The following is a 22,172-nucleotide window of genomic DNA, read 5'->3' on the forward strand; positions in this document are numbered from 1 at the left end:
TGCCCGGTATTTCTCTGTGCAGTTTTCTCAGGGTATAAAAAAGGCCAGCAAAGCTGGCCAGTGGAGCATTTGAATATAGCGTGTATCAGCTCATCCGGTGCAATACCTTGGGCAGTGCGGATGTGTACTTCTGTACATCTTCCAGATAACCCATGCTGACGCGCGACCAATTGTCGTAGTCCCGATAAATGCCGCGGATCAATACGTTTTCTTTGGCCATTTCCGCACGGAAGGTGTCTGCATTCAGATCACCGAGATTGACGAACATAAAGTTGGTCACCGATGGCAGAGCGGTCAAGCCATTTTCCTTGACGGCGGCACTCACCATTTCCCGCGCTTCTTTCACCTTTACACGGCTGTAGTCCATGAACTTGTGGTCTTCATAGCTGGCAATGGCCGCAGCCAGTCCCGCCTGATTCAGGCCGTACCAGCCAATACCAAAGCGCTCCATCTCCTGGATCTTCTCCGGCTGTGCAATCAGATAGCCTACGCGCATGCCCGCCAGGCCGTAGATCTTGGAGAAGGTCCGCGCCACAATGATGTCGTGGCCTTGCTTGATCAATGGGACTACCGTATTGGCATCGCTGTTATCGGTGAGTTCGTTATAGGCTTCATCGGCAAGTACAGTGCACTTCTTTGATGCCTTGATACAGAAATTGCGCATGGCGACGGGGTCGATCAACATCCCGGTCGGGTTGTTGGGGTTGGTGACCTGTACCATGGAAACGGAATCATCGATTGCCGCATACATGGCATCGAGATCGATGGCGAGGGATTCCAGTTTCGGCAAGCGTTTTATTTCACCGATGTCCTGAATTTCTACTACGCGCGATGTGGTATCCCAAAATAGATCCGGCCCGAGGATGTTGCCTTTGTGTCCGGCGACGATCGCCGCAGCGACCAACCCAGCACTGGAGCCCGAGCCGAGGGCGACGTGCTCGGGTGTGAGGCCGTGGCGCTCGGCAATCATGGTTTTCAGGCGGGTAACACTGTCATAAACGTAGTAGGCCCCTTTCTGGCTCGCTTCCATCATGGCTTTGAGCGCTGCGGGGCTGGGTCCGTATGGATTTTCGTTGGCATTCAGCTTGGCAACTCCGGGCGGAGGCCCGTAAAGCGGCGTCGGCCGGGATATTTCTTTTGCTGAGGCGCTACTGGCGAGCCCGCCAATGGTTGCTGCGGAGAAGGCCGCGCCAGTGCCTTGTAAAAACATCCGCCTGCTTAATGATTTGTGCATTATTTTATTCTCCCCATTTGAGTGTCGTTTTTCAGTGCGTTGCACTTTTCGTTGAAAGAACCCTTGAAAGAACCGGAATAGGTTGTGAAATGAAAAGCATCAAGCCTTGGCAAACATCGCCATGGATACTGCAATCAGGTACACCCCAAACAATCGTTTCAGGTGCAGCTCGTTCATACTGTGTGCCCAGCGGGCCCCAATTGGGGCGGAAATAATCGAGAAAACAGAAATCGCAACCAGTGCGGGAATATTGATATAGCCGATGGATCCCATGGGCAAATCCGGTGCGTGGAGCCCCATAATGAGGAACCCGATGGCGCCAGGTAGGCCAATCAGGAATCCGATACCAGAAGCGGTAGCCACAGCCTGATGTGCGGGTCGATTGCACAGCACCATGGTCATCACAGTAATGGTGCCGCCGCCTATCCCCAGCAGCGAAGAGAAGCCTCCGAGGAAGCTCGCCAGCCCGGCGCGTGCAAAACCGGTTGGCATTTCCAGCTTGCCTTTAAGTCCGTCGAACAGATTGGGAAACAGAAAATAGATGGAATAGAGCAGTACGCCGGCGGCGAACACATATACCAGGCTTTTACTGTTGGTAAAGGAAGCGATATACAGGCCGGCGCCTACGCCCAGCACAATCCACACCGACCAGTCCCGCAATACCTTGAAATCCACTGCCCCCCGCTTGTTATGCGCCTGTACCGAACGCGCGGAAGACACCACGATGGACGCCAGCGAAGTGCCGACTGCTACACGCATCATTTCATCCGATGCGCTATGTAAAAAGGGGAAGACAGCGAGCAGTGCAGGCACCACCACAAAGCCCCCCCCATTGCCGAATAAGCCGGCAGTGATGCCGGCAATCAGGCCTGCAGCGCACAGCAGCAGGATAAAGAGTGAAACTTCTTCAACGCTCATGGCCTCTCCCGGTGTTCCTCATTGAACACCCTTACAAAAGCATTAACCGTGCCAATGGACGCCCGGAGAATGGTGCTGAGACAGATGGAAGGTAGGTGACGGTGAAGTGAATACCACGCTGTAATCCGGCGGTATCCTAAATGGTATGTGGCAGCTGCGACGCTGCTTGTTGGTGCGAGCAACAGGTGCATAGAGGTTTACGGATGAGTGATGGCTGGTTATCTTCGTCGTTATTGCATCAAAACAATTATTTGGCGCTTCGAAGGCGCACCGGGGGAGACATGCTAAAAAGAATCATGGTGATGGCGGCGCTGCTGTTCAGTATGAGTACGCAGGCCGAAACGATCAGCAAATTGACCGCGACCATGGACCGACAACAGGGGTTGTTCGATTTTTACTGGGATGCAACCAAAGGGCGTGTGCTGCTGGAGGTCGACCAGTTCGACCGGGAGCTGTTATTGCTTTCCGGCCTGGCCCAGGGGCTTGGCTCCAATCCAGTGGGCCTCGATCGCAACCAGGCTGGCGAAAGCCGCGTGGTGAAGTTTGAGCGCGTAGGGAACAAGGTCTTGATTCACCAGGTCAATCTGGATTACCGCGCGCAGTCAGATAACCCCGCGGAGCGGCGCGCGGTAGCAGAGGCATTTGCCACCTCCGTGCTGTGGGGGTTCGAGGTGATTGCGGAAGAAGGCCACGGGGTACTGATTGATTTCACCCCCTTCCTGCTGAGCGATCAGCACGGTATTGCAAAGCGGTTGGAAAATGCCAAGCAGGGCAGCTACTCGATTGATGCGAGCAAATCGGCAATCTATCTCCCGCGGACCAAAAGTTTTCCCCGCAACAGCGAGTTTGAGGCCCAGCTGACCTTTGCCGGTAGTAAACCCGGCGATTATATGAAGGAAGTAGTGCCTACCCCCGAACTCGTCACCCTGCGCCAGCATATTTCCCTGGTGGCCCTGCCAGACGAGGGCTACCAGCCGCGCCAGTTCCACAGCCGCAGCGGTTACTTCCCACTGAAGTACCGCGACTACGCAACGGCGATTGACCAGCCGATGGATCAGCGCCTGATCTTTCGGCACCGTCTGCAAAAGAAGCCGGACAGCAATGAAGTGGTGGAGCCCATCGTGTACTACGTGGACGCCGGTGTGCCAGAGCCCGTACGCAGTGCTTTGATCGATGGGGCCAGCTGGTGGAACCAGGCATTTGAAGCGGCCGGGTTTGAAAATGCGTTTCAGGTAAAGATATTGCCGGAAGACGCCGATCCGCTGGATGTTCGCTACAACGTGATTAACTGGGTGCATCGCTCCACCCGAGGCTGGTCCTATGGTTACTCTATTTACGATCCTCGCACCGGTGAAATCCTCAAAGGCAATGTCACTCTGGGTTCCCTGCGCGTGCGGCAGGACTTCCTGATCGCTCAGGGCCTGTTGCAGCCTTATGGAGAAAAAGAGGCGGATACAGAAAACCTCAAGGCGATGGCGCTCGCGCGTATTCGCCAGCTCTCTGCGCACGAGGTGGGGCATACCCTGGGGCTCGCGCACAACTTTATTGCCAGTACCGAAGATCGCGCGTCGGTGATGGATTACCCGGCTCCACTGGTATCCCTGAAAGGCCGCAACCTGGAGCTTAACGACGCGTATGCCACGGGTATGGGCGGCTGGGACAAGCTCGCTATTCGTTATGGGTACGGTATCGCTGAAGGGGACGAATCGGAATATCTTGCTGAAATCATTGAGCAGGCGGAAAAGCAGAAGCTGCGGTTTATTTCCGACCCGGATTCCCGCGTGATCAACAATGCCCATGCCGAATCGCACTTGTGGGACAACGGTGAAAATGTGCTGGAGGAGTTCCAGCGCATGACGGACTTGCGCCGCCACGCACTGGACAACTTTTCTGTGGCTGCAAATCGGCCGGACGTGGCCCGGTCGTCTCTGGATGAAACTCTGGTGCCGGTATATTACGGCCACCGCTACCAGGCGGAAGCGGTGGGCAAGCTGATTGGTGGCCTGGATTACAACTACCTTTACAACGATGCCGAGGGCGAGAGTTACACCATGGTGCCCGCCGAAAAGCAGCAGCAGGCCATTGATAGCCTGGCTGCTACCCTGAAGCCGGCGTTTCTCACCCTACCGGAAAATGTACTGCGGTTACTGCCGCCCAAGTCCTATGGCTATAGCCGCACCAATGAGAGCTTTCCGGCTTATACCGGTGTTGCCTTCGACAGCATTGCCATGGCAGAGGCCGCTGCAGGCCATACCTTCTCGATATTACTTAACCCCCAGCGCGCCGCGCGTTTGCAACAACAGCAGGCACGGCGCGGCGAGAGTCCAGGATTTAACACCCTGCTCGCCCAGTTGACCGAGCAGGCGCTGGATGGTGATCGCTATGAGGGATTGGAGGCGGCGATCCACCAGCGGGTCAATCATGTGTATATCCATCAATTGATGCTGCTGGCAGGCAACAACAAAGCACCGGAATCCGCCCGCGCCCGCGCGAATTTTGAGCTGGCGAAGTTTCAGCACGCGATCGGTGGAATGAAATTATTCGGCGATGATCCCCACGGGTACAACGCGCACTATTTCTATGAGGCCAACCGCATCGCGTCTTTTATGGCGGGTGATTTGGAAGTGGAAGCCGGTGACCTCAAATCCATGCCGCCGGGCTCGCCGATCTGACTGTTGCCCGCAGAAACGCAAAGGCCGTGCAAATTGCACGGCCTTTGCGTTTCTGCGGATTGAGAAGGTCAGAAGAAGCACTGCCCGCCCCAGCGGAACCGGCAGGTTGCTGTCACGGCCATCGACACAGAGTGGCTGGCGCCGTCGTTGTCGGTGACGGTCAGAGTGACGGTGTAGGTGCCGTCTTCCGTGTACGCATGGCTGGGGTTCTGTGCGCTGGAGCTGGTGCCGTCCCCGAAATCCCAGAGCCAACTCTGAATGTTGCCGTCGCTATCGCTGCTGGTATCGGTAAAACTGGCGGTTGAGCGGGAAACGGAGACTTCGAAGCTTGCTTCCGGGGGCGTATTGCCCGCCGCGTCGCTGACGGTGATTTGCTGGTTGGTGGCGTCGGTGGCACCTTCGTCATCGGTGACCGTCAGCACCACAGTATAGGTGCCAGCAGCGGCATAGCTGTGTGCGGGATTCTGGGCCGACGAAGTGTTGCCGTCGCCGAAGTCCCAGCTCCAGGAATCGACGCTGCCGTCACTGTCGCTACTACTATCGGTAAAATTCGCGTCCAGCCCGTCGGTGGTAAATGTGAAACGCGCTTCCGGCGCCGCGTTTTCTGACGTCCCTGACACGTTGAATGATTGCGTGCTGCTGTCGCTGGCGTTCTGGTCGTCGGTTACCGTCAAGGTTACCTGATAGGTGCCGTCGCTGGCGTAGGTGTGTTGGGGATTCTGCTGGCTGGATTCATTCCCGTCGCCAAAATCCCATGCCCACTGAGTGATATTGCCGTCGTTATCGCCGCTCTGATCGGTGCAGCTCAGGGTCAGTTCATTATCGGAGCAGGTGAACTGTGCGTTGGGCGGCTGGTTGCCGTCACTCACTGCATCCAGTGCCGCACGTGCATCGACAATACCTGCGCCGCAACCACCACTGCAGCTCCCGGGAACCGGCCGGGCAGTATCCTGCATCGCCTGCAGGACCTGGTCCGGTGTGAGGCCGGGGCTCGCCTGGTGCAGGAGTGCGGCAACTCCGGCCACATGCGGCGCGGCCATACTGGTGCCTTGATAGTGTCGATAGGTTTCCTGCGCCGGTCCCTGCGTGCCGCTATTCAATGTGGAGAGCACGCCGTTGGCCGTGGTGCCGGTTTCACCGCCCGGCGCGCTGACTTCCACGGTATTGCCGTAATTGGAGTAAGGCGCGCGATTGCCCTGGCGATCCGTTGCTGCCACCGTCACAACGCCATTGCAGTTTGCTGGTGAGAAGTCTGCGCTGTCTGCATTGCTGTTGCCGGCGGAAATGACCACCGTGGCGCCATTGGCGCGGGCGGTATCGATGGCGTTCTGCATGGCCGCACTGCAACTGCCCTGACCACCCAGGCTCAGGTTGATGACCTGTGCGGGGTTGGCATTGGCGGGTACCCCGGACACACTTCCGCCGGACGTCCAAACGATGGCATCGATAATATCCGAGGTGTAACCACCGCATTTACCGAGTACCCGAGCGACGAGCACTTTTGCGCCTGGCGCGACGCCGGCAACCCCCTGGCCGTTATCGGTCACCGCGGCGATGGTTCCGGCCACATGGGTGCCATGCCAGCTGCTGTTTCTCGGCTGGGAGGGGTTGAAAAAACCGCATTCCCAGGCGCGCAACCAGTCGCCAGGGTCACTGGGGTCCGCGTCGCGCCCGTCGCCATCGTTGGCAACGGCGGTATCGTCGATAAAGTCGTATCCGTGGATGATGTTGGCGCTCAGGTCCGAGTGGTCGGTAATTCCGGTGTCGATCACCGCTACCACTACGCCACTGCCATCGTGGGTGCTCCAGGCGGCCTCCAGGTTGATACCGCCGGTACCCTCGAAATAGTGCCACTGTTCGCTGTAGCGGCTGTCATTGGGTACGGCGGTGTGCTGCATCATGCGGTCAGTTTCTACTGACAGCACGCCGGGCTGGCGTTCCAGTACGCGGATCAGTTGTTGCAGGGCCGCGTCAGGCAGTTGATGTTGCAGCCGTACCAGATCGAAGCGCCCCCCGGCCAGGCTGCGACGGAAGTGCAGCTCGGTTCCGGTGAGCTGTGAAAGATTGGCGGCGAACTGGCGATGGTCACGCTTTGCCAGCGGCTCGGCCAGTCTCAGGATCAGTTGCTGTGGCAGCGGATTCGTGTCTTGTAGGGATTGCGCTACGCCGATTGTCGTCATGAGTGAGGCGAGCCAGAAAAATAGACCGACTGCCACGAAGCGGGTGTGTGTTGAGCTACGGAAGATCACGGATGCGTCCTTGCACTGCAGGCGCAGGGAAAGCGCCAGGGTTAGTCCTTTGCGCCGTCCTGGCGCCGCTAATTTAAGACTAGCAGCTGAGTTTTGAGTCTGGTTTTGAAGGGGGCTTTTTAATCGGCGAGTGGTGGCGGGCTCAGGCGGGAATGGGAGACGGGGAGGCCTCATGGTCACTGACGACACAATTGCGGCCATTGGCCTTGGCGCGATACAGCAGGCCGTCCGCGCGGATCAGTGCCTGGAAAATATTGTCTCTGCTCGGGCACATGGAGACGAGGCCAAAACTGGCGGTCATTGAAAATTGCCAGAATTTCCCGGTTATCGGCATTAATTCGATGGCGGATTTCAGGCGCACGAGTATTTGTTTTGCCTCTGATAAATTACTGGCGGTGAACAGAATCGCAAACTCTTCGCCGCCGACGCGCGCGCGGAGGTCATTGCGGCGCAACTCGTGATTGAGCAGTGCGGAAAAGCGCCGCAGCGCCATATCGCCTGCGGCATGGCCGTAGCGATCATTAATTTTTTTGAAATGATCAATATCGGTCAGCGCGAGAAAAGCCAACTCATCGTGTCGGCGACAGTTTTCCAGAAAACGGTCCGCGGCTTCAAAAAAACCACGCCGGTTGAGCAGTTCGGTGAGTTGATCGGTGGTGGCTAAATGCCGCATCCGCACTGAGAGATCGTCGGCAATGATCAACACGGTAAAAAGCCCGAGTCCGCTGAAGACCGCGGGCATGAGTAGCAGGTTCATCTGTTGATAGATACCGAGCCAGTAGGTATCCAGCTGCGGGCCCTGCATCAGCGCCACAGTGCCGTAGCCGATCTGGGCAATCGCATACAATGTGTAAATGACAACCACGCCCCATTCAGCAGCGCGCAACGTCTTACCTTTTTTAAACAGGGTGATGACACACAGTACACCCATGATGGCGCCGCAGTATGGGGTGAACATCATGCGCAACCCCATGTGGTAGTCCACCAGGGTAAACCAGGTAATCGCAATTTCTACGCACAGCAGAAAGCCGATAACCGGTAGGGGAAAGGGAGATAGCCCTGCACGCACGCGGTAGCCCGCCAGAGTAAGGGCAAGCATGATCAAGGTTGAGGCGTTGACGATGACCCAGTAGATGTTGCGATCGGGGAAGAGCTCGCGGGTGGCATTCATCAACATGTTGATCGCTGACACCCAGAATACGGCCGACCAGAAAAGCGCGTGCGGTTTTCGCTCGATGGTAAACCAGGTAATCAGGAATATGCTGCCCAGCATTGAGCTGGTCAACAGCATGGAGATGAAAATATAGTCCGTTGCCGCCATGGCCTTTTCCCTGGGTATTTATATGTTGATCCAATCAACTGGATCGGCACCCTGTATCGATATTACCCGCGAATAAACTGGGACTTCCTGATCCAGTGCTTTCCGCGGTAGTTGCGTGTGGGAGCCGAGGTGGTCTTGGCCCAGAAGTAGTTCCGGTTGAACTGAAACTCCACATCGTAACCCTCTGCCAGTGCGGCCAGGGGCATCGCCTGCCAGTTGGACTGGCGGCGTTTGCTGGTTGCTTCCAGCAGGTATTCAGTGTTGTTCACGATGGCCACCACCCAAGCGTGCCCTTCGCCCTTGTGGGTGCCGAGTGCAACCCGTGCATCCACACCCAGATTGATCAGCCAGTCCGCCAGCAGAATCGCGTGGTCCTCACAGTCTCCGCGCTTTTGATAATAGGCCTGACGAGAGGTCTGCCAGATATCCGCAAGCCCAGCGTATTGCAGGTGGTCGTACTGGTATTCCTTGCGGATGGCGAGGGTGTAGAGCGGTACCCAGAGATCCTTGGTTTCAAATGGCTGGAACCCCACCAGGTAGCTGTTGGCGAAGTGGTGCAGCTTATCCAGCCCGCGCGCGGTGGCGGTGACCGATTCCAGGCCTTGCCAGTTCCAGATGGAAATATAACTACTCTCGTGCTCGGAGCGCTTGCCCACGGCTCGGTGCACCATGGGCTCCGTCAGCGGTGACTGACTTCCTGTCACCACCACTGTGCCGCGCTGATTATCCTTTTGTTGAGCAGTGTCAGCGTTGCGGTCTGACGGCCGTTGCTGGGCTTGCAGGATGTATTTGTCCTGCTCCGACTGCTGCCGCTGTTGCAGCAGCTCTGGCAGCATCAATATGAATCCCAGGAGAATACCAGTCAGTAACAGGCGCACGCTGGTTGCCTCAGCCCTTGAGGCCGAAGGAAATAATCAGGGCCACAAATACCAGAATGGTGGAAGCAAATATGGCCACTGCGATGTTGCCGTTTTTCAGCTCCGCCTCAATATCCACGTGCTTGAGTAATTTCTTATCGATGATCAGCAGCGCCACCATGCCGATCAGCAGTGCCAGCAGGGTGTAAAGCAGGTTCAGCCCAAGATTGAACAGGGTCGCGGTGAAGAATTCAGATTGCACGATGATTGATCCGTTTAAGCCATATGCGCGCGCAATTAGATCATATCGTGTGTGAGTTTTCCGCCAGTTTGTCTCTGCTCCACGCCGGAGCGAACGGCAACCAGCGAAGCCCTTCTTATGGGAAGTATCGACTTCTTAAGGCAAAAAGGGGGGGGGATTCTGCCTAAGATGTCAGGGCTGACTTTTTGAGTGCTCGAAGTCGGTTGATTGCCGTGAAAAGCGCGCGAAAGAGGCTCTGGCGGGCTGGAAAATCTTGCCACAAAAAGGTCGGCGGCAGAGGAAACCAGTGCGCATCTGGATGCTTTACGGGAAGAGCAGCAGTCTGAAATCAAAGGAGAAAAAACGGCTGACCAATAACCCGTGGCGGGTTCTGGAAAGGTAGGATTTTAGCAGATTTTTCTGTGGGGAATGGCAACGGCGCTGAATAGACTTCCTGACACATTGGGAGATGAGGAGATCATCATGCGTTATCTGTTACCTGTAGTTCTGTTTTGTTCGCTCTCTGGTGTTGCCCTGGCGCAGCAACCGATGTCTCAGCTGCCTGCTGGTTCTTCGGAAGTACAGATCCTGGGTAAAACCTATTGGCACAGCGGCGATAACTTCTATCAATTCAATGAGGAAACCGGCATGTTCTATCAGGTTCCTCAGCCCACTGTACAAGCGCATAAAGACCGTGCATCGCAAGCGCACATGTCTCAGCGCAGTCAGACCCTGCCGGGTACTGGGCTGACCGGTGACCAGATCGAAGGTTGTCGTAGTGCGGCTGCGGATAAGTCCAACGAGGTACCTAACCGCGGTAGTGAAGTGTATATCAATGAGTACAACAGCTGCATTAAAGATCTGCAGTAAGTTGATCTGACCCTTGGCCCCGGCCTGTGGTCGGGACATTAAGTCGGAAAAAATGGTTTGTCAGCTAGCTGGCAAACCATTTTTTTGTCTGCGCGAAAAATGAGAAAAGACGTCTTTTCGGTTGGGCGCTAACAACTTGATTTCATATGCGATATATCGGGCTTGCGGGGGGCGTATTGCCCAGTTTCGCTCGACTCAGATAAAAAATCATGCGAGCCGCGCAGGCGTTCACCGATAAAACCGGTATTCCTGCCAGCGAAAGTCCCGATATCGTTACCCAGGATGCGCGCCCGCTACAGGAAGACAATATTCACGTCTGTGGCGAGCACTCTCAAGCGTCGTTTTCGTGCTTGAGCTGTACCTGCCAGTCCCCCGCCATATCCACGCTCACCAGTACCTGAATCGGGCGGCAGCACACGGTGCAGTCTTCGATATAGTGGCGGCTGCCGCCGGAGGTGTCGATCAGCATCAGAATACTCTCGCCGCAGTAGGGGCATTGGTCGGTAAATTCTTCCACACGTGCCTGCATCGGTCTCTCCACATCGGTTTATCCTCCGCGCATTACCCAATATAGACCTCGCCCCAGCCGGCCCGGAAGCGGGCAAATTCGCGCTGAAGCGATTTTCTTTGCGTTTTTGTAATAATGACAGCGGTGTCAGTGCGTTATCGGAAGTGTGCGGTAATTCATTTACAAAACGGATTGATATACTCGCGCCTGTTTCAGCCGGCCCAGGGTAGCCAAATTCCGGAGCCCCCGGGCGGTGACCGCCAGCGGCGCAAAAGCGTATAATCCGCGCCCGCTTTCCCCGCTCTAGCGCTGGGGGCAGCGGTGAGTAAGTATTCAGGGCACCTCTAGTAGAGATCGTAGCGAGCGGACGCCGTCAGGCGCCCGCGCAGTAGATTTTCCGAGATGCCCTTCAGTGACCAGCAAAAGAGGATTGAACATGGCGGTTAAATTGATGAAGGACCAGGATCTGGCGGGTAAGCGCGTATTGATCCGCGAAGATTTGAACGTACCGGTAAAAGACGGTGCGGTCACCTCCGACGCGCGTATTCGCGCGGCACTTCCCACCATCAAGGCCGCCTCGGACGCCGGTGCCAAAGTCCTGCTGATGTCTCATCTGGGTCGCCCCACTGAAGGCGAATACGCCGAAGAGTTTTCCCTGGCCCCGGTCGCCGCCCACTTGGGCAAGTTGCTGGGTAAAGACGTCCCGGTCATCAAGGACTGGCAGGGCGGCGTGGAACTTGCAGATGGAGATGTGGCACTGCTGGAAAACGTGCGCTTTAACAAAGGCGAAAAGAAAGACGATGAAGCGCTGGCCAAGCAGTATGCGGCGCTGTGCGACATCTTTGTGATGGATGCCTTCGGCACCGCACACCGGGCCCAGGCCTCCACCCACGGTGTGGCCAAGTTTGCCCCCGTTGCCTGTGCCGGCCCGCTGCTGGCCACGGAACTGGACGCGCTGGAGAAGGCCCTGGCGGAACCCGCGCGCCCCATGGTGGCCATCGTCGGTGGCTCCAAGGTTTCCACCAAGCTGACTGTGCTGGAGAGCCTGTCGGACAAAGTAGACCAGCTGATCGTCGGTGGCGGCATTGCCAACACCTTCCTCGCGGCAGCCGGCAAGCCGGTGGGCAAGTCTTTGTGCGAGCACGATCTGGTTGATACCGCCAAGAGCCTGATGGAAAAGTGCGATATCCCGCTGCCTACAGACGTGGTGACCGGCACGGCGTTCAGTGAGTCTGCCGTCGCTGAGACCAAAAACGCGGATTCCGTTACCGAGGACGATATGATTTTTGATATCGGCCCAGATTCCTCGGCGGTACTGGCGGAAATCCTCAAGGGCGCCAAGACCATCATCTGGAATGGCCCGGTGGGTGTGTTCGAGTTCGACCAGTTCGGTGGCGGTACCGAGCGTCTTTCCCGGGCGATTGCCGACAGCGACGCCTTCTCTATTGCCGGCGGCGGCGACACCCTGGCAGCGGTCGACAAATACGGCATTGCCGAGCAGGTTTCCTATATTTCTACTGGGGGTGGCGCTTTCCTCGAGTATGTGGAAGGCAAGGTGCTGCCGGCAGTCGCGATGCTGGAAAGCCGCGCCGGCGAGTAAGTCTTTGCGCGACGCGCCGGCGTTTGATGTCCGCGCGCGTCGCTTAGCTGTTTCAATGTTTTTCCGATGTAGATACAGATGTAGATACAGAAGTACCCAGATTAAAAAAATAGATGCGACCGGGCCCGGCTCAGGAATCGCACACAAGCAGTACCAAATACCAATTTAATTTCGACGAGAAAGGGTTTTTCCATGGCTTTAATCAGCTTGCGTCAGCTGCTGGACCACGCCGCCGAACACGGCTACGGCGTGCCGGCGTTCAACGTCAACAATCTGGAGCAGATGCGCGCGATCATGGAGGCGGCCGACGAGTCCGACTCTCCGGTGATCGTTCAGGCCTCTGCCGGTGCCCGCAAATACGCTGGCGCGCCTTTCCTGCGCCACCTGATCCTGGCGGCAGTGGAAGAGTTTCCGCACATCCCTGTGGTCATGCACCAGGATCACGGCACCAGCCCGGCGGTGTGTCAGCGCTCTCTGCAACTGGGCTTCAGCTCAGTAATGATGGACGGCTCACTGATGCAAGACGGCAAGACGCCGGCGTCTTACGAGTACAACGTAGACGTGACCAAGCGCGCGGTCGAAATGGCCCACGCCTGTGGCGCCTCGGTAGAAGGCGAGCTGGGCTGCCTGGGTTCTCTGGAAACCGGTATGGCCGGAGAGGAAGACGGCGTGGGTGCCGAGGGCAAGCTGTCTCACGACCAGCTGCTGACCGATCCGGAAGAGGCCGCTGACTTCGTTAAGCAGACTCAGGTCGACGCCCTGGCCATCGCCTGCGGCACCAGCCACGGCGCTTATAAGTTCACCCGTCCACCCACCGGTGACATCCTCGCCATCGACCGCATCAAGGAAATCCACGCGCGCATTCCGGATACACATCTGGTCATGCACGGTTCCTCCTCGGTACCCCAGGAGTGGCTAAAGGTCATCAACGAGTTTGGCGGTGAGATTCCCGAAACCTACGGTGTGCCGGTCGAGCAGATCTGCGAAGGCATCAAGCACGGTGTGCGCAAGGTGAATATCGATACCGACCTGCGCCTCGCCAGCACCGGTGCGGTGCGTCGCTTCCTGGCCCAGAACCCGGCCGAGTTTGACCCGCGTAAATTCCTCAAGGTCACTACCCAGGCCATGAAGGAAATCTGCCTGGCCCGCTATGAGGCCTTCGGTACCGCTGGCAATGCCAGCAAAATCAAGCCCATCAGCCTGGAGACTATGTACCAGCGCTATGAGAAGGGTGAACTGGTTCCCAAGATCAATTGATCGCTACTGGAATCAGAACGGGTGAGTAAAAAGGGCGAACTTCAGTTCGCCCTTTTTCGTTTTAAAATGCAGTACCATTAAGTCATGGATCTGCTGAAAGAATTCAACGCTGTCGACCCCAGCCCGGTGATCCGCCGGCCAGACTATTCCGCACTGCGCAAGGAATTGCCCGAGCTGGACTTCGCCTGCGATCAGCCCCTTCCCGAGTCGGTAGCGTCTTACCGCAACTACTATCGCCTCAATTTCGGCGAAGCATTCGGTACCGGCATCGGCACCTTCAGGGCCACGGGCTTTGAGCTTGTCGCCCAGTACTGGCAGGTTGCCCGGCCCAAGGGCACCCTGTTTATTTGTCACGGCTATTTCGATCACACCGGTATTTACGGCGCGGCCATCCGCTTTGGGTTGGAGCGCGGTTTCAATGTGGTCGCAGTGGATTTTCCCGGCCATGGACTCTCCAGCGGCGAGCCGGTGGCCATCGATACGTTTCTGCAATATCGGGAAGTGCTGGAAGCGCTGCTGCGGCGGGCGCGGGGCAAAGTGCCGGAGCCGTGGCATGGCCTGGGGCAGAGTACCGGCGGTGCTACTCTGTTGAGCTATCTGCAGTTCAGCCTGTGGCAGCCCTTCGACAAGGTGATGCTGCTGGCACCACTGGTACGTCCGGCCAACTGGCATCTGCGTAAGTGGATGTTCTACCTCGGGCGCTATCTGATGCCGCATCCCAGCCGCGGGTTCAATATCAACACCCACGATGCCGAGTTCGCGCGCCGCCAGGCACACCGGGATCCGCTGCAGTCTCCAGTGATGTCGATCCGCTGGCTGGGGGCAATGGTGGACTGGCTCAAGGTATTTCCCAAAACCAGCCGTAATCCCAAGCCGATCCTGGTGATTCAGGGGACTGACGACAAAACCGTGGACTGGCGTTACAACATGCGCGCCATTCACGGTCGCTTCCCCAACAGCAAGCGCGTGATTATCCGCGGCGCCCGCCACCAGATGATCAATGAGACCCAGCCCTACCGGCAGCAGATTATTGCCGCCCTGGACGAGTGGCTGGAACAGCCCTGAGCGTCCCTTCTAGATGGTAGCCCTGAGCGTCCCTTCTAGATAGCCTTGTTCCTCAGCACCCGCCGTTTGCGCCGCAGTATCAGCGCGTCCGCTGAATAAAAGCCCAGCGCTATCCACACAAAGATAAACGTCACCAGTTTGGTTTTATCGAACGGCTCGTTGTACAGCACCACCGCGAGGAAAAACATCAATGTCGGCCCAAGGTATTGCAGGAATCCCAGGGTGGACAGGTTCAGCCGGCGCGCGGCGATATTGAACAGGAGCAGTGGTGTCAGTGTCACCGGGCCAGCCAGCATCAGCAGGCTATTCAGTTGCCACGAATTATTCAGCAGGTCGCTGGTGGGGCTGCTGGTCCAGAACAGGAAACCCACCGCCAGCGGCAGCAGGAACAGGGTTTCCACGGTGAGCCCGGTGAGGCTGTCCACCGGTGTCTGCTTGCGCACCAGTCCGTAGAACCCGAACGTGATCGCGACGCCCAGGGCTACCAGCGGCAGACGGCCAAACTGCCACAGCTCGTAGGTGATACCCACCGTCGCCAGCGCCACTGCAATCCACTGCAGCGGGCGCAAGCGTTCCCCGAGCACCACCACACCCAGCAATACGCTGAGCAGGGGGTTGATGTAGTAACCCAGGCTCGCATCCAGCAGGTGCCCATTGGTCACCGCCCAGATGAAGATCAGCCAGTTGGTACTGATCAGGGCAGTGGAGACAAGGAGTGCGAGCATAGTTTTGCGGGAGGCAAATATCGAGCGCAGCCCGCGCAACTTGCCTAGCAGTGCCAGTAAAATCAGCGCCAGTAACAGCGACCAGATACTGCGGTGGGCGAGAATCTCGGGGGCAGAAAGGTCGCTCAGTAGCTTGAAATAGAGCGGCGCAAATCCCCAGATGAGGTAGGCGCCGAGGCCGGCCAGCAAACCGGTGGCGGCGTCGGAATTTTGGTTTTCTACAGCCTGGTTGTGCACGTGGGAAGCCGCTTAATCGCAAAGACAGGAAAAAAGAAACCCGGACAGCGCATTAGGCTGGTCCGGGTTTCGAAAAGTGTAACAGACCTGGGCGAGGTCCGTCAGAAGCCGGCGCCGGGTACCCGGCGCGGTTGGAGTCAGAACAATACGCGACAGCGCAGAGTGCCGGGGATATTTTTCAATTTTTCCAGCGCCAGATCGGAGTACTCGGCATCCACGTCGATCACCACATAACCCACGGTCTCGTTGGTCTGCAGGAACTGTGCGGAGATGTTGATACCGTTGTCGGAGAACACCTGGTTGATGGCGCCGAGTACGCCGGGCACATTCTTGTGGATGTGCAGCAGGCGGTGCGCGCCGGCGTGGCTCGGCAGGGCCACCTCCGGGAAGTTCACCGAGCTGGTGGTGGTGCCGTTGTCGGAGTAGAGCGCCAGCTTGTCGGATACTTCAACACCGATATTTTCCTGGGCTTCCACCGTAGAACCGCCCACGTGCGGGGTCAGCAGGGCGTTGTCGAGGCCGCGCAGGGGGGAGACGAACTCGTCGTCATTGCCGCGAGGCTCTACCGGAAATACATCGATGGCGGTGGCCGCCAGGTGGCCGCTCTTGAGGGCTTCCGCCAGCGGTTCGATTTCCACCACGGTACCGCGGGACGCGTTCAGCAGGATTGCGCCTTTCTTCATTTTGGCGATCTGCTCGGCACCGATCATCCACTTGGTGGACGGCAGTTCGGGGACGTGTAGGGATACCACGTCGGACTGCGCCAGCAGCTCGTCCAGGCTGTTCACCTGGGAAGCGTTGCCCAGGGGCAGCTTGGTGACCACGTCAAAGAAGATCACGCGCATACCGATGCCTTCGGCCAGCACGGAGGTCTGCGAGCCGATGGCGCCGTAGCCAATGATGCCCAGTGTCTTGCCGCGGGCTTCATAGGAGCCGACAGCAGACTTCTGCCAGCCGCCGCGGTGACAGACCATGTTCTTCTCGGGAATGCCACGCAGCAGCATGATCGCCTCGGCAATCACCAGTTCGGCTACGCTTCGGGTATTGGAATAGGGCGCGTTGAATACCGCGATGCCCAGGTCCGTAGCGGCCTGCAGGTCGACCTGGTTGGTGCCGATACAGAAACAGCCCACCGCGATCAGCTTGTTAGCATTCTCCAGTACCTTGCGGGTCAGCTGGGTGCGGGATCGGATCCCGACAAAATGCGCACTGGCAATCTTCTCGATCAGTTGGTCTTCTGGCAGGGCGGTCTTGATATATTCCACATTGGTGTAGCCGCGGGAAGACAGCAGGTCCACCGCGGACTGGTGAACGCCTTCTAATAGCAGAATACGGATTTTGTCTTTCTGAAGAGAAGTCTGAGGAGCCATAGCGGGTCTCTTGGCCGGGCGCGATCAAGATGTATCGCGGCGGGTTAAAGAAAATCGGTTTGGAAATCGCCGGGGGCCCGGCGAGGGCGGCATCATAACACAAGGGCTTTATAAAGCTTTATACGCAATATCTATCCTAGCTATCGAATATGGTTATGTATCAGCACACTTTTACCTGCAAAACTCCCGTCGACCTCCCTCTGGGCAAGATTGTATGCGTGGGGCGCAATTACGCGGCGCATGCGGCGGAGCTGAACAACCCGGTGCCCGATGAGCCGCTGTTGTTTATCAAGCCCGCTACCGCGGCCGCGCCCATGTCCGAGCCGGTGCATATTCCCCGGGGGCGCGGCAGCTGCCACTTCGAAGGGGAACTGGCGCTGTTGATCGGCGAGCGATTGACGGATGCCAATGCCGCGGATGTACCCGGGGCCATTGCCGGGCTGGGGCTGGCACTGGACCTGACTCTGCGGGATTTGCAGTCAGACCTGAAAACACTGGGACAGCCGTGGGAAAAGGCCAAGGGCTTCGACGGCGCCTGCCCGCTGTCGCCTTTTGTAAAACTGGACTGGCTGCCGGACTGGGACAACCTCACCTACACGCTCTGGCTGAACGGCGAGATTCGCCAGCGCGGCAAATCCAGTCATATGCTCACCCCGATTCTGGACCTGGTGGCCTATATCAGCAGCTATTTCACCCTGCTGCCGGGAGATGTGGTGTTGACTGGTACGCCAGCGGGTGTCGGTGAGCTGGCGGTCGGTGACCGGGTTGCGATGGGGTTGGAGGAGGACTGGTTACTGGTGGAGACTTCTGTCGCTTGATGTTTGCTCATGTGCGCCAGAAGTGGAGTGCAGCACAAGGCAAACTAAGATTGTCCCATTCCAAAACCACCACTAAGATGCGCATTTTTGTACTCATTCAGCGGGCAAAACGATGACAGAGATCAACCAGAAGACCACTATCCGCATTCTCACCACCGGTGGCACCATCGAAAAGAGTTATTGCGAGTCCGAGGGCACCCTCAAGAACCGCGCGTCCATTATCCGCGAGGGTCTGATCAGCAGCCTGCGCCTGCCCTATACCCATCTGGAACTGGAGAGCATCCTCAACAAAGACTCCCTGGAGATGGACAACAGCGACCGCGACCAGATTTGCGCAGCCATCGCGCGCACCGCCGATCAAGGCGACCCCATTGTCATCCTGCACGGCACCGATACCATGGCGGTCACTGCCGAATACTGCTTTGAAAAAATGGGCACACCCAAGGTGCCCGTGGTCTTTACTGGCGCCATGCGCCCGATGGGCTTCATCGATTCCGACGCACGCCAGAATGTAACCGAGGCTCTGCTCACTGCGCGGTTGGCGGAGCCCGGCTTCTATATTGCCTTCCACAATCGCGTGTTCCGCATTCCCGGTGCGCGCAAGAACCTGGAAACCGGCACCTTTGAGGCTACCTGAAGACATCTCAAGCCGCCTGATTCGGGATGACGGATAAAAGCCATCCTTTGATTTGTGATCACATTTTAGGTATAAACTGAATATTCCTTCAGTTTAATAGTTAATTCCCCAATACGAGGTGTGCCATGACCGACCAGGCCAGCAACAAGCCGACCCCGCAGACGCTTCAGGAGTGGCTCGCCATGGCCGATGCCCTCGCGATCGAGGGCCGGGCGTTTATTAACGGTGCGTACGTCGATGCCCTCTCCGGCAAAACCCGCCCCTCCACCAGCCCCGCCGATGGCCGCGAGCTGGCACAGGTGGCCAGCTGTGGCCCGGAGGATGCCGAGCGCGCGGTCAAGGTTGCGCGGGATACTTTCGAGTCCGGTGTCTGGTCCCATATGCCACCCATGGATCGCAAAAAAATCCTGGTGCGCTTCGCTGAACTGATCGAACAAAACCGCGATGAGATCGCCCTGCTGGAAAGCCTCGATGCCGGCAAGCCCATTAGCGATACCATGAATGTGGACGTGCCCGGTGCCGTTACCACTATTCGCTGGACCGCCGAAGCCGTTGACAAAATTTACGATGAAATCGCCCCGACCGGCCCCACCGAAATCGGGCTGATTACCCGTATGCCCCTGGGGGTGGTGGCGGCCATCGTGCCGTGGAATTTTCCGTTGTCCACTACTGCGTGGAAGCTGGGTCCGGCGCTCGCTACCGGCAACAGCGTGATCCTGAAGCCCGCGTCCAATACGCCGCTGACTGCGATTAAACTTGCGGGCCTCGCCAAAGAGGCGGGCCTGCCGGATGGCGTACTGAACGTGTTGCCCGGCCCCGGCAGTACTCTGGGGAAAACTCTGGGGCTGCATATGGATATCGACGGTCTGACCTTCACCGGGTCTACCGAGGTGGGCAAAACCCTTACCGAGTACTCCGGTCAGTCCAACCTGAAACGCACCTTCCTCGAACTGGGCGGCAAGAGCCCGAACATCGTATTCGCCGACGCGGACCTGGATAAAGCCGCGGAAGCCGCCGCACTCGCGGTGTTTTACAACCAGGGCGAAACCTGCACCGCCGGTACGCGCCTGCTGGTGGAAAAAGGCATCGCTGACACCTTTATCGAGAAGGTGAAAAAAGCCTCCGAGCGCTTCAAGCCCGGCCACCCGCAAGATCCGAATACCGTCATGGGTGCCCTGATCGACCAGAGCCAGTTCGACACCGTGGAGTTTTATGTGGCGAAAGGGTTGGAGCAGGGCGCACAGCTGGTCTGCGGCGGCAAGCCGGCGGATGCGGTGGAAGGCGGGCACTACTACGAGCCGACCATATTTAAAGGCGTAAGCGGCGATATGAAAATCGCCCGCGAAGAAATCTTCGGCCCGGTACTTTCGGTGATTGAATTCGAAACCGAAGAAGAAGCGCTCAACATCGCCAACGATTCCATTTACGGCCTTGCGTCCGGTGTGTGGACCAAAGACATCAGCCGTGCACACCGTATGGCCCGCGATATCCGCGCCGGCTCCGTGTGGATCAACAACTATTTTGGTGGCGACATCACCGTGCCTTTCGGCGGCTTCAAACAGTCTGGCAATGGCCGCGACAAGTCCCTGCATGCGCTGGATAAATACTGCGAGCTGAAATCCACCTGGATTGACATCAGCTGACCAGAGAGTTTCGCGAAGGCGTAAATCTGACTCCACTGGGCCGCAATCGCGGCCCATTTTTTATCGCGTTCAGCGTGCAGTCATCCGCGGCAATGAATAATGAAAGTGTGATGTGCAGCGGATGCGGAAACCGGGAACCGGTTTACCATGGCGCTATTCCATTGACCATTGATTTTGAATGCTAGGGAACCAGATGATGAAACGCCTGACCACTGCCCTGGTTGCAGTCGCTCTTGTCGCGCCGGTAGCCACCGCCTATGCCAAACCCGACAAACACGGCGACCTGCCTCCCGGCTTACAGAAAAAAGTCGAGCGCGGTGGCGAGCTACCCCCGGGCTGGAAGAAAAAACTCCAGCCGGGTTATATCCTTGAGGACGATATCTACCACCACGCCGTCGTCGTGCAGCCAGTGGATCGCCACGGGCTCGTTACTGTGCGCATTGAGGGCGAGCTGGTGCGGTTGATCCACGCTACCCACGAAATAGTGGATATTCTGTCCTACTGAATTCCGGCGATAATCTAAAGCTGAACTTTGTGGGCCGCACTTGCGGCCCTTTCTCGTTTATCCGTGGACGTTCCCTCTCCTGGTATGGCGCTGGGCATTGTTAACCGGCTACGTTATACCTGTGTGTAGACCTTTATGCGGAATCTGGCCCTCGCGTCAGGGGAGACAATGAATGGGCGAATACCACCACGGTTTTTCCGTAAGCATCGAGCGCACCGGCAACGAGCGTGTGTTACTGAGTATGCACGCACGGGGCAAGCTGGAGCACGCGGACTACGAAACCCTCGTGCCCATGCTGGAGTCCGCGATTGCCGGTATGGAGCACCCGACAATTGATGTGATGATGGACATGCGCGAGCTGCAGGGCTGGGAGATTCGCGCGGCGTGGGATGATCTGAAGCTCGGGGTAAAACACGGTCGTCAGTTCCACAAAGTGGCCATGGTGGGGAACAAGTCTTGGCAGGAGACCGCGGCCAAGATCGGCAGCTGGTTTATAGGCGGCGAAGCCCGTTTTTTCGAAGACAAGGCGCCTGCCTTGGCGTGGTTGCAGGAAACCTCGTAAACTCCCCCTCTATTGACGCTAATGCGGTTATCTTCCTAGCGCAGCACCTTCACGGGTGCTGTGTGATTCCTATGACAATAAATTGACAGGAACTGTTGCATGTTCGAATGGATTGCGAGCCCGGAGGCGTGGATCGCCCTGGCCACACTGGCTGCCCTGGAAATCGTTCTGGGGATCGACAATATTATCTTTATTTCCATCCTCGTCGCCCGGCTGCCGGAAAAACAGCGGGAGTCCGCACGTTTTATCGGCCTGGCGCTGGCGATGATTACCCGCCTGGGGCTGCTGTTTTCCATCGCCTGGATCATGGGCCTCACGGAACCCTGGTTTACCGTGTTCGGCGAAGAGATTTCCGGCCGGGATGTGATCTTGATCGGTGGTGGCCTGTTCCTGCTGTTCAAGGCGACCCATGAAATTCACAACAGCCTGGAGGGTGTTGATGGCGAGACCACCAGCACGGCGACGGCTACTTACGGCATGGTGCTGGCGCAGATCGCGGTTCTGGACATCGTCTTCTCACTGGATTCGGTGATTACCGCGGTGGGGCTGGTGGATCATATTTCCATTATGGCCATTGCGATCATTCTTGCCGTTGCCGTCATGTTGTTGGCCGCAAAGCCCATTGGCGATTTTGTCGATCGTCATCCCACCATCAAGATGCTGGCGCTGTCGTTCCTGATCCTGGTCGGGGTGACGCTGATTATCGAAGGCTTCGACGTGCATGTACCCAAAGGTTATATCTACTTCGCCATGGCATTCTCGATGGCAGTGGAGATGCTGAATATCCGAATGCGCGGTAAGAAAGCGAAAGCGGTTAAGTTGCACAAGCCTATTCGCGAATAGTAAGTGAATCGCTTAAATTGAGCACAAAAAAAGGGGCGAT

Annotated in this window: 20 protein-coding genes; 11 read left to right on the forward strand and 9 right to left on the reverse strand. The window is 57.4% G+C overall.

The window, feature by feature from the left end; all coding sequences use genetic code 11:
* Window positions 1-85: 85 nt before the first annotated feature.
* The gene (locus Q1A74_RS08865) at window positions 86-1,234 is read right to left on the reverse strand and encodes a histidinol-phosphate transaminase (protein WP_299594805.1); all 1,149 of its coding nucleotides are present in this window, start codon (window positions 1,232-1,234) and stop codon (window positions 86-88) included.
* Between the two features lie 99 nt (window positions 1,235-1,333).
* Window positions 1,334-2,152, reverse strand: coding sequence for a sulfite exporter TauE/SafE family protein (locus Q1A74_RS08870; protein ID WP_299594808.1), 819 nt, complete (start codon window positions 2,150-2,152; stop codon window positions 1,334-1,336).
* 281 nt (window positions 2,153-2,433) lie between these two features.
* Between Q1A74_RS08870 and Q1A74_RS08875 the strand changes: the two genes are divergently transcribed.
* Window positions 2,434-4,824, forward strand: coding sequence for a zinc-dependent metalloprotease (locus tag Q1A74_RS08875; RefSeq protein WP_299594811.1), 2,391 nt, complete (start codon window positions 2,434-2,436; stop codon window positions 4,822-4,824).
* A gap of 68 nt (window positions 4,825-4,892) precedes the next feature.
* Here the strand turns inward: Q1A74_RS08875 and Q1A74_RS08880 are convergent, their stop codons facing one another.
* The 4 genes from Q1A74_RS08880 to Q1A74_RS08895 form a co-directional block, all read right to left on the reverse strand.
* On the reverse strand, window positions 4,893-7,004 hold the full coding sequence (locus Q1A74_RS08880) for a S8 family serine peptidase (protein WP_299594813.1): 2,112 nt from the start codon (window positions 7,002-7,004) through the stop codon (window positions 4,893-4,895).
* Between the two features lie 211 nt (window positions 7,005-7,215).
* Window positions 7,216-8,394: a GGDEF domain-containing protein gene (locus Q1A74_RS08885; protein ID WP_299594817.1), complete on the reverse strand. Its 1,179-nt coding sequence runs from the start codon at window positions 8,392-8,394 to the stop codon at window positions 7,216-7,218.
* Window positions 8,395-8,456: 62 nt separating this feature from the next.
* Window positions 8,457-9,272, reverse strand: a complete 816-nt coding sequence (locus Q1A74_RS08890; RefSeq protein WP_299594819.1) for a transglutaminase domain-containing protein — start codon at window positions 9,270-9,272, stop codon at window positions 8,457-8,459.
* Window positions 9,273-9,282: 10 nt separating this feature from the next.
* Complete coding sequence (locus tag Q1A74_RS08895; RefSeq protein WP_299594821.1) at window positions 9,283-9,513, reverse strand: DUF350 domain-containing protein; 231 nt, start codon at window positions 9,511-9,513, stop codon at window positions 9,283-9,285.
* Window positions 9,514-9,975: 462 nt separating this feature from the next.
* On the opposite strand from Q1A74_RS08895, the gene Q1A74_RS08900 reads away from it, so the two are divergent.
* Window positions 9,976-10,362, forward strand: a complete 387-nt coding sequence (locus tag Q1A74_RS08900; RefSeq protein ID WP_299594823.1) for a hypothetical protein — start codon at window positions 9,976-9,978, stop codon at window positions 10,360-10,362.
* A gap of 331 nt (window positions 10,363-10,693) precedes the next feature.
* Here the strand turns inward: Q1A74_RS08900 and Q1A74_RS08905 are convergent, their stop codons facing one another.
* Window positions 10,694-10,891: a CPXCG motif-containing cysteine-rich protein gene (locus Q1A74_RS08905; RefSeq protein ID WP_299594825.1), complete on the reverse strand. Its 198-nt coding sequence runs from the start codon at window positions 10,889-10,891 to the stop codon at window positions 10,694-10,696.
* A gap of 415 nt (window positions 10,892-11,306) precedes the next feature.
* Here Q1A74_RS08905 and Q1A74_RS08910 point away from each other — a divergent pair, with 415 nt between their 5' ends.
* The 3 genes from Q1A74_RS08910 (at window position 11,307) to Q1A74_RS08920 (ending at window position 14,792) form a co-directional block, all read left to right on the forward strand.
* The gene (locus Q1A74_RS08910) at window positions 11,307-12,470 is read left to right on the forward strand and encodes a phosphoglycerate kinase (RefSeq protein WP_299594827.1); all 1,164 of its coding nucleotides are present in this window, start codon (window positions 11,307-11,309) and stop codon (window positions 12,468-12,470) included.
* A 192-nt stretch (window positions 12,471-12,662) separates the two neighbouring features.
* Window positions 12,663-13,727 (forward strand): class II fructose-bisphosphate aldolase, encoded by a 1,065-nt coding sequence (gene fba, locus Q1A74_RS08915; RefSeq protein ID WP_299594829.1) that lies wholly within the window; start codon window positions 12,663-12,665, stop codon window positions 13,725-13,727.
* A gap of 84 nt (window positions 13,728-13,811) precedes the next feature.
* The gene (locus Q1A74_RS08920) at window positions 13,812-14,792 is read left to right on the forward strand and encodes an alpha/beta hydrolase (protein ID WP_299594831.1); all 981 of its coding nucleotides are present in this window, start codon (window positions 13,812-13,814) and stop codon (window positions 14,790-14,792) included.
* 35 nt (window positions 14,793-14,827) lie between these two features.
* On the opposite strand, the gene rarD is transcribed toward Q1A74_RS08920, so the two are convergent.
* Together rarD and serA are read right to left on the reverse strand one after the other, a co-directional pair.
* Window positions 14,828-15,754, reverse strand: coding sequence for an EamA family transporter RarD (rarD, locus tag Q1A74_RS08925; protein ID WP_299594833.1), 927 nt, complete (start codon window positions 15,752-15,754; stop codon window positions 14,828-14,830).
* Window positions 15,755-15,891: 137 nt separating this feature from the next.
* A complete protein-coding gene (gene serA, locus Q1A74_RS08930) occupies window positions 15,892-17,124 on the reverse strand; it encodes a phosphoglycerate dehydrogenase (RefSeq protein ID WP_299594835.1) in 1,233 nt (410 codons plus the stop codon).
* A 155-nt stretch (window positions 17,125-17,279) separates the two neighbouring features.
* Between serA and Q1A74_RS08935 the strand changes: the two genes are divergently transcribed.
* From Q1A74_RS08935 to Q1A74_RS08960, 6 genes are all read left to right on the forward strand, one after another.
* On the forward strand, window positions 17,280-17,942 hold the full coding sequence (locus Q1A74_RS08935) for a fumarylacetoacetate hydrolase family protein (RefSeq protein WP_299594837.1): 663 nt from the start codon (window positions 17,280-17,282) through the stop codon (window positions 17,940-17,942).
* A 112-nt stretch (window positions 17,943-18,054) separates the two neighbouring features.
* Complete coding sequence (locus Q1A74_RS08940) at window positions 18,055-18,579, forward strand: asparaginase (RefSeq protein WP_299594839.1); 525 nt, start codon at window positions 18,055-18,057, stop codon at window positions 18,577-18,579.
* Between the two features lie 125 nt (window positions 18,580-18,704).
* Window positions 18,705-20,222, forward strand: coding sequence for an aldehyde dehydrogenase (locus Q1A74_RS08945; RefSeq protein WP_299594841.1), 1,518 nt, complete (start codon window positions 18,705-18,707; stop codon window positions 20,220-20,222).
* A gap of 196 nt (window positions 20,223-20,418) precedes the next feature.
* Window positions 20,419-20,727 carry a hypothetical protein gene (locus Q1A74_RS08950; RefSeq protein ID WP_299594843.1) on the forward strand — a complete coding sequence of 103 codons (309 nt, stop codon included), beginning with the start codon at window positions 20,419-20,421 and terminating at the stop codon, window positions 20,725-20,727.
* 172 nt (window positions 20,728-20,899) lie between these two features.
* Entirely contained in the window at window positions 20,900-21,289 is a 390-nt protein-coding gene (locus Q1A74_RS08955) for an STAS/SEC14 domain-containing protein (RefSeq protein ID WP_299594845.1), read from the forward strand.
* A 99-nt stretch (window positions 21,290-21,388) separates the two neighbouring features.
* Window positions 21,389-22,132: a TerC family protein gene (locus Q1A74_RS08960; RefSeq protein ID WP_299594847.1), complete on the forward strand. Its 744-nt coding sequence runs from the start codon at window positions 21,389-21,391 to the stop codon at window positions 22,130-22,132.
* The last annotated feature ends 40 nt before the right edge of the window (window positions 22,133-22,172 follow it).

Origin of the sequence: uncultured Microbulbifer sp. (assembly GCF_947504145.1) — a bacterium.
GTDB lineage: Bacteria > Pseudomonadota > Gammaproteobacteria > Pseudomonadales > Cellvibrionaceae > Microbulbifer.